General features: G+C 65.9%; 5 protein-coding genes. 1 reads left to right on the plus strand and 4 read right to left on the minus strand.

The window, feature by feature from the left end; genetic code table 11:
• Positions 1 to 53: 53 nt before the first annotated feature.
• The 4 genes from ABE459_RS25440 to edd form a co-directional block, all read right to left on the minus strand.
• A complete protein-coding gene (locus ABE459_RS25440) occupies positions 54 to 1,508 on the minus strand; it encodes an ATP-binding protein (RefSeq protein ID WP_125465297.1) in 1,455 nt (484 codons plus the stop codon).
• Positions 1,492 to 2,214 (minus strand): response regulator transcription factor, encoded by a 723-nt coding sequence (locus ABE459_RS25445; protein WP_125466242.1) that lies wholly within the window; start codon positions 2,212 to 2,214, stop codon positions 1,492 to 1,494. Before ABE459_RS25445 ends, ABE459_RS25440 begins: the two co-directional genes overlap by 17 nt.
• Before the next feature lie 138 nt (positions 2,215 to 2,352).
• Entirely contained in the window at positions 2,353 to 3,309 is a 957-nt protein-coding gene (locus ABE459_RS25450; protein WP_125465298.1) for a glucokinase, read from the minus strand.
• Positions 3,306 to 5,132 carry a phosphogluconate dehydratase gene (edd, locus tag ABE459_RS25455; protein WP_125860028.1) on the minus strand — a complete coding sequence of 609 codons (1,827 nt, stop codon included), beginning with the start codon at positions 5,130 to 5,132 and terminating at the stop codon, positions 3,306 to 3,308. The genes ABE459_RS25450 and edd overlap by 4 nt, the downstream gene beginning before the upstream one ends.
• Before the next feature lie 264 nt (positions 5,133 to 5,396).
• Here edd and gap point away from each other — a divergent pair, with 264 nt between their 5' ends.
• On the plus strand, positions 5,397 to 6,398 hold the full coding sequence (gap, locus tag ABE459_RS25460) for a type I glyceraldehyde-3-phosphate dehydrogenase (RefSeq protein WP_125860030.1): 1,002 nt from the start codon (positions 5,397 to 5,399) through the stop codon (positions 6,396 to 6,398).
• Positions 6,399 to 6,577: the final 179 nt, after the last annotated feature.

Genomic DNA, 6,577 nt, shown 5'->3' on the forward strand with positions numbered 1-6,577 from the left:
GCCCGCTACCACGAGGTCAACACCGTGGGAGCGGGCTTGCCCCGCGATTGGCATCAATCAGGCGTACGCGGCAAGTACAGCGTCACCCGCAACCCACCCTCACGCAGATTCAACAGGCTCACCTCGCCGCCATGGCTATGGGCGATATTGCGCGCAATCCCCAGCCCCAACCCATACCCCTGCTGCTGCCCAGCCAAGCGGAAGTGCGGCTCGAACACCTGCTCCAAACGCTGCTCCGGCACCCCCGGCCCCTGATCGTCGACCTGCAATACAAAGCTCTCGGCGCTGTCGATGATGCGCAGTTGCGCCCGTTCGCCGTACTTGATGGCGTTGTCGATCAGGTTGCCGATGCAGCGGCGCAGGGCCAGCGACTTGCCCGGGTACGGCGCCAGCGCCCGGCCTTCGAGGGTGATGCGGCCGTCGCGCAGATAAGGCTCGGCCAGCAGCTCCAGCACCTGGTTGAGATCGATCGGCTCGATGTTCTCGTGAATGTCGGTGTCCTTCACGCATTGCAGCGCGCCCTTGACCAGCAGCTCCAGCTCATCGAGGTCACGGCTGAACTTGGCCTGCAAGGCCTCGTCCTCCAGCAGCTCGACCCGCAGCCGCAGGCGGGTAATCGGTGTGCGCAGATCATGGGAGATGGCACTGAACAGTTGCGAGCGCTCGGTCAGGTAGCGGCTGATGCGCTCGCGCATGTTGTTGAAGGCCCGCCCCACTTCCACCACTTCACTGCCGCCGCCTTCGGCCACCGGCGCCACCTCGGCGCCCAGCGACAGCTCCCGGGCCGCCCGTGCCAGGCGCTTGAGCGGCCGGCTCTGCCAGTGCACCAGCAAGCCGATGAACAGCAGCAACAGGGCGGTGGTCAGGGCGATGAAACCGATCTGCTGGCGCGGCAGGCGTTCGGCTTCAAGGCTGGTGTAGGGCTCGGGCAACAGCGAGGCGATATACAGCCACTCGCCCTCGCCCAGGCGGATCTGGGTGACCAGCACCGGCGGGTTGAGCGGTTCGAGGGTCAGCGAGTAATGCGCCCACGAGCGCGGCAGCTCATCGAGCTTCAGGCCACTGTTGAAGATGCGCAGGTCGTCGGGGCTGACGAACTCCACCGAGATGTCCATCTGCTGCCCGAGGCGTTCGTGCAGCACCTGCTGGAACACTTCGATCACCGCCTGTTTGCGTGGCGTGACGGGCAGCACCGGCATGTCCAGCGGCTTGACGTTGAGCGACACGAAGAAGCGCGTGCCGCCCATGCTGCGCAACTGGTCGAGCACCATTGGCCGGTAGGCCACCGGCAGCGAACGGAAATAGCTGACACTGGCGCTCATCGAGTGGGCCAGGCTGCCGGCGCTGGCCCGCAGGCCCTGCAACTGGCTGGCGCGCAGCTGGGCGACCCATATCACGCTGGAAAGCCCCTGGGCCAGTACCACCACCAGCAAGGTGAGCAGCAACATGCGCCCCAGCAGGGAGCGTGGCAGCAGGCGCCAGCGCCGCTCGCTAGGCCGGGCTGACATGGGCCGCCAGCAAGTAGCCGCTGCCACGCACGGTGCGGATCAGCCGGGGTGGTTTTTCGGTGTCACGCAGGCGCTGGCGCAAGCGGCTGACGCCCATGTCGACGATACGGTCCAGGGGCATCGGCTCGCGCCCACGGGTGGCATTGCCGATGGTGTCGCGGTCGAGGATCTGTTGGGGGTGGTCGAGGAACAGCTTGAGCAAGGCGAAGTCGGCGCCGGAGAGGATCACCTCCTCGCCATCGCGGTGGAACAGCCGGTGGCTCACCGTGTCCAGACGCCAGTCGTCAAACGCCAGCACAGCGCTGGCCGGTGCGGCCTGACCGAAGTCGGCGCGGCGCAGCAGGGCCTTGATCCGCGCCTGCAGCTCACGCGGGCTGAAGGGTTTGCCCAGGTAGTCGTCGGCGCCCAGCTCCAGGCCGATGACCCGGTCGGCCTCGTCGGAGCTGGCGGTGAGCATGATGATCGGTACCCGCGACAGCCGGGGGTGCTGGCGCACCCAGCGGCACAGGCTGAAGCCGTCTTCGTCGGGCAGCATCACGTCGAGGATCACCAGGTCGCAGGGGCTGGCGTCCAGTGCCCGGCGGAAGGACTGACCGTCGGGCTCGGCCTGCACCTGGAAACCGGCGCGACTCAGGTAGGTTTGCAGCAGTTCGCGAATATCCTGGTCGTCGTCGACCATCAGGATCGATTTGCCGGCAGTAGTCATCATGGTCCGTCCTCTTGTATGCGCAGATCTTCTGCCTGCTGTACGGATCCTGTGGGAGCGGGTTCACCCGCGAAAGCGTCGGTAAGGCAGCCGCCGCATTCGCGGGTAAACCCGCTCCCACAGCAATCGCCTTGTGCTTCAGCTACCCAGATCTTGCTGCAAGGCCACCCCCGCCCCCAGCAACCCGGAAAACTCCGCTGTCACCAGCCACACCGGCACCCCGGCGAAATACCCGCTCATGCAGCCCTTGTCGGCAAAACTCGCGGCAAAGCCACTGCGCAGGAACAGCTCGGCAAAACGCGGAATCACCCCGCCGACGATATACACCCCGCCGCGCGCGCCCAAGGTGAGCACATTGTTGCCCGCCACCCGACCGAGGAAGCGGCAGAACTGCTCGACCACCGCCAGCGCCCGTGGCTCACCGGCCAGTGCCGCATCGGTGATCTGCGCCGGGGTCTTGTGCCTGGGCGTGTCGCCATCGAGCGCGCAGAGCGCCTGGTACAAACGCACCAGCCCGCCACCGCTGAGCACCGTCTCGGCACTGACATGGCCGATCTGGCGTTGAATCTCCTGGTGGATCGCCGCTTCGCGAGCATTGCCCACCGGCAGGTCGACATGCCCACCCTCGCCCGGCAGCGCCAGCCATTGCTCGCCGTGACGCACGAGGCTACCAACGCCAAGGCCGGTGCCAGGGCCAATCACCAGCACTGGGCGGGAGGGATCGGCCTGGCCCGGGCAGACTTCTCGATATTCGCCTTCGCGCAAACGGGTCATGCCCAGGGCCATGGCGGAGAAGTCGTTGATCAATTGCAGCCGCTCGACCTGCAGGGTCTGGCAGAACGCCCGGCGGCTCAGGCGCCAGTGATTGTTGGTAAAGCGAAACTCATCGCCATCCACCGGCCCGGCAACGGACAGGCACACCGCCGCCAGCCCGCCACGGGCGATGCCCTGTTCGCCCAGGTACGCCTCGATCGCCTGTTCGGGACTGGTGTAGTCAGCGGTCGCGAGCACCTGGACCGCGTGCAGCTGGTTGTCGCGCCACAGGGCAAAACGTGCGTTGGTACCACCAATGTCGCCAACCAGCAGTTCTTTCACTTGAGAGTCTCCAGGCCAGAGGTGAAGGCACTGGCGCCCTTCTCTGCCGAGCTGAACGCCACACGCATGAAGCCGAACAGCTCGCGACCACAGCCCAGGTCGTTGCCCTTGGGCGGCTCGGGCAGCTCGCGGCTGGCCAGTTCCTCGGCCGACAACAGGATCCGCAACGTGCCTTCGACACCATCGACCCGCACGATATCACCATCGCGCACCCGCGCCAGCGGGCCGCCGTCGAAGGCCTCCGGGCACACATGGATGGCCGCCGGGATCTTGCCCGAAGCGCCGGACATGCGCCCGTCGGTGACCAGCGCCACCTTGAAGCCACGGTCCTGCAGCACGCCGAGGAACGGCGTCAGCTTGTGCAGCTCGGGCATGCCATTGCAGCGCGGGCCCTGGAAGCGCACCACGGCCACGAAGTCGCACTCCAGCTCACCGGCCTTGAACGCATCGGCCAGCGACTGCTGGTCGTGGAACACCCGCGCCGGGGCTTCTACCACCTGGTGTTCAGGGGCCACGGCGGAGACCTTCATCACGCCACGCCCCAGGTTGCCTTCCATTACCCGCAGGCCGCCCTCGGCGGAGAACGGCCGCGCCACCGGGCGCAGGATGCTCTCGTCGAGGCTCTGTTGCGGGCCTTCGCGCCAAACCAACTGGCCATTGTCGAGGAACGGCTCCTGGGTATAGCGACGCAGCCCCGGGCCGGCCACGGTGTTGACATCCTCGTGCAGCAGCCCGGCATCGAGCAGCTCGCGGATGAGGAAGGCCATGCCGCCGGCGGCCTGGAAGTGGTTGATGTCGGCTTTGCCGTTCGGGTAAACGTGAGACAGGGTCGGCACCACCTCGGACAGGTCGGCCATGTCCTGCCAGGTCAGCTGGATACCGGCGGCCTGGGCAATGGCCGGGATGTGCAGGGTGTGGTTGGTCGAACCGCCGGTGGCGTGCAGGGCGACGATCGAGTTGACCAGCGCCTTCTCGTCGACGATCTCGCCGATCGGCATGAAGCTGCCGCTGGCCTTGGTCATGCGCGTGACCTGGCGCGCCGCCTCGGCGGTGAGGGCATCGCGCAGCGGTGTGTAGGGGTTGACGAACGAGGCGCCGGGCAGGTGCATGCCCATCACTTCCATCACCAGCTGGTTGGTGTTGGCGGTGCCGTAGAAGGTACAGGTGCCTGGGCCGTGGTAGCTGTTCATTTCCGATTCGAGCAGCTCTTCACGGGTGGCCTTGCCCTCGGCGTAGCGCTGGCGCACGTCGGCCTTCTGTTTGTTGGAGATGCCCGAAACCATCGGCCCGCCGGGGACGAAAACGGTCGGCAGGTGGCCAAAGCGCAGCGCCCCCATCATCAGCCCGGGGACGATCTTGTCGCAGATGCCCAGCATCAGGGCGGCATCGAACATGTTGTGGGACAGGGCGATGGCGGTGGACATGGCGATCACTTCGCGGCTGGCGATGGCCAGCTCCATGCCCGGCTCGCCCTGGGTCACGCCGTCGCACATGGCCGGCACGCCACCGGCGAACTGGCCGACCGAGCCAACCTCGCGCAGGGCCTGCTTGATCTGCTCGGGGAAGTGCAGGTACGGCTGGTGCGCCGAGAGCATGTCGTTATATGACGAGACAATGGCCACGTTGGCGGCGTTCATCAGGCGCAAGGTCTGCTTGTCGTCGGCACCGCAGCCGGCCACGCCATGGGCGAAGTTGGCGCATTGCAGGCTGGCGCGCATCGGTCCGTCACTGGCCGCGCCGCGGATAAGCTCAAGGTAGCGTTCACGGGTGGGACGGCTGCGTTCGATCAGCCGTGCGGTGACCTCAAGGATGCGCGGATGCATGTACTGGACTCCAGGCTAACGGTAAGGGCGGCTTCAATGGGCATTTTCCCTCCAAACGATTGCGGCCTAGGCTTGCAGTAAAGGTACCCGGCACATTCGCGGAGCAGCCTGCCCGGCCACTCGTTGTAGATTTAACAAAATACTGCCACTAAAAAGGCTTGTTTTCTATCACGCAGTGAATAATCTTGTAATTCCAATAACAAAACCGTTTCAGTGAAGCTGCCTTTTTGCCACAGGCTTCACCCGACTGCCAGAGGTAACGCCATGACCCTACGCATCGCCATCAACGGATTCGGCCGCATCGGACGCAATGTCCTGCGCGCACTCTACACGCACGGCTACCGTCAGGACCTGCAGGTCGTCGCCATCAACGACCTGGGCGACAGCGCGATGAACGCCCACCTGCTCAAGTACGACAGCGTTCACGGCCATTTCGATGCTCAGGTCGAGGCCGACCACGAGAGCCTCACCGTCAACGGCGACCGCATTGCCGTCAGCGCCATTCGCAACCCCGCCGAGCTGCCCTGGAAAGCCCTGGCCATCGATGTGGTGTTCGAATGCACCGGGCTGTTCACCGAGCGCGCCAAGGCCGCCGCGCACCTTGCCGCCGGCGCCGGCAAGGTGATCATCAGCGCACCGGCCAAGGGCGCCGACGCCACCGTGGTGTACGGGGTCAACCACGATGTGCTGCGCGCCTCGCACCAGATCATTTCCAATGCCTCGTGCACCACCAACTGCCTGGCGCCAGTGGCCCAGGTGCTGCACCGCGAGTTCGGCATCGAGCAGGGGCTGATGACCACCATCCACGCCTACACCAACGACCAGGTGCTCACCGACGTCTGCCACGCCGACCCGTACCGCGCGCGCTCCGCCACCCAGTCGATGATCCCGAGCAAGACCGGCGCCGCCGAGGCGGTGGGCCTGGTGCTGCCGGAGCTGGCCGGCAAGCTCACCGGCATGGCCGTGAGGGTGCCGGTGATCAACGTGTCGCTGGTCGACCTTACGGTCAACCTGCAGCGTGAGACCACCACAGAAGAGGTCAACCAGCTGTTCCTCGAGGCCAGCCGCCATTCGCGGGTACTCGGCTACAACGCGCTGCCGCTGGTGTCGTGCGACTTCAACCACAACCCGCTGTCGTCGATCTTCGACGCCAACCACACCCGCGCCAACGGCCGCATGCTCAAGGTGCTGGCCTGGTACGACAACGAGTGGGCGTTCTCCAACCGCATGCTGGACAACTGCCTGGCGCTGTTCAGCGCCAAGTAAGTACTTTGCCGGTGGGCGTGGGAGCAACTGTCTTATGTTGTCAGTGCTGGCCTTATCGCTGGCAAGCCAGCTCCCACAGGTACGATGCTGCCTCAAGTTAGCGCGATCCATGTGGGAGCGGGGGGTGCCCCCCCAGAGGGCCGCGCCGCCAGGCACCCCAAGCCCGGCCCACCCCCCCC

Source organism: Pseudomonas sp. TWI923 (genome assembly GCF_039673365.1).
Classification (GTDB): domain Bacteria; phylum Pseudomonadota; class Gammaproteobacteria; order Pseudomonadales; family Pseudomonadaceae; genus Aquipseudomonas; species Aquipseudomonas sichuanensis.

Excerpts from the sequence above, each read along its gene's own strand:
- gap (WP_125860030.1), top strand. The coding sequence starts at position 5,397 with ATGACCCTACGCATCGCCATCAACGGATTCGGCCGCATCGGACGCAAT.
- ABE459_RS25440 (WP_125465297.1), bottom strand. The coding sequence starts at position 1,508 with ATGTCAGCCCGGCCTAGCGAGCGGCGCTGGCGCCTGCTGCCACGCTCC.
- edd (WP_125860028.1), bottom strand. The coding sequence starts at position 5,132 with ATGCATCCGCGCATCCTTGAGGTCACCGCACGGCTGATCGAACGCAGC.
- ABE459_RS25445 (WP_125466242.1), bottom strand. The coding sequence starts at position 2,214 with ATGACTACTGCCGGCAAATCGATCCTGATGGTCGACGACGACCAGGAT.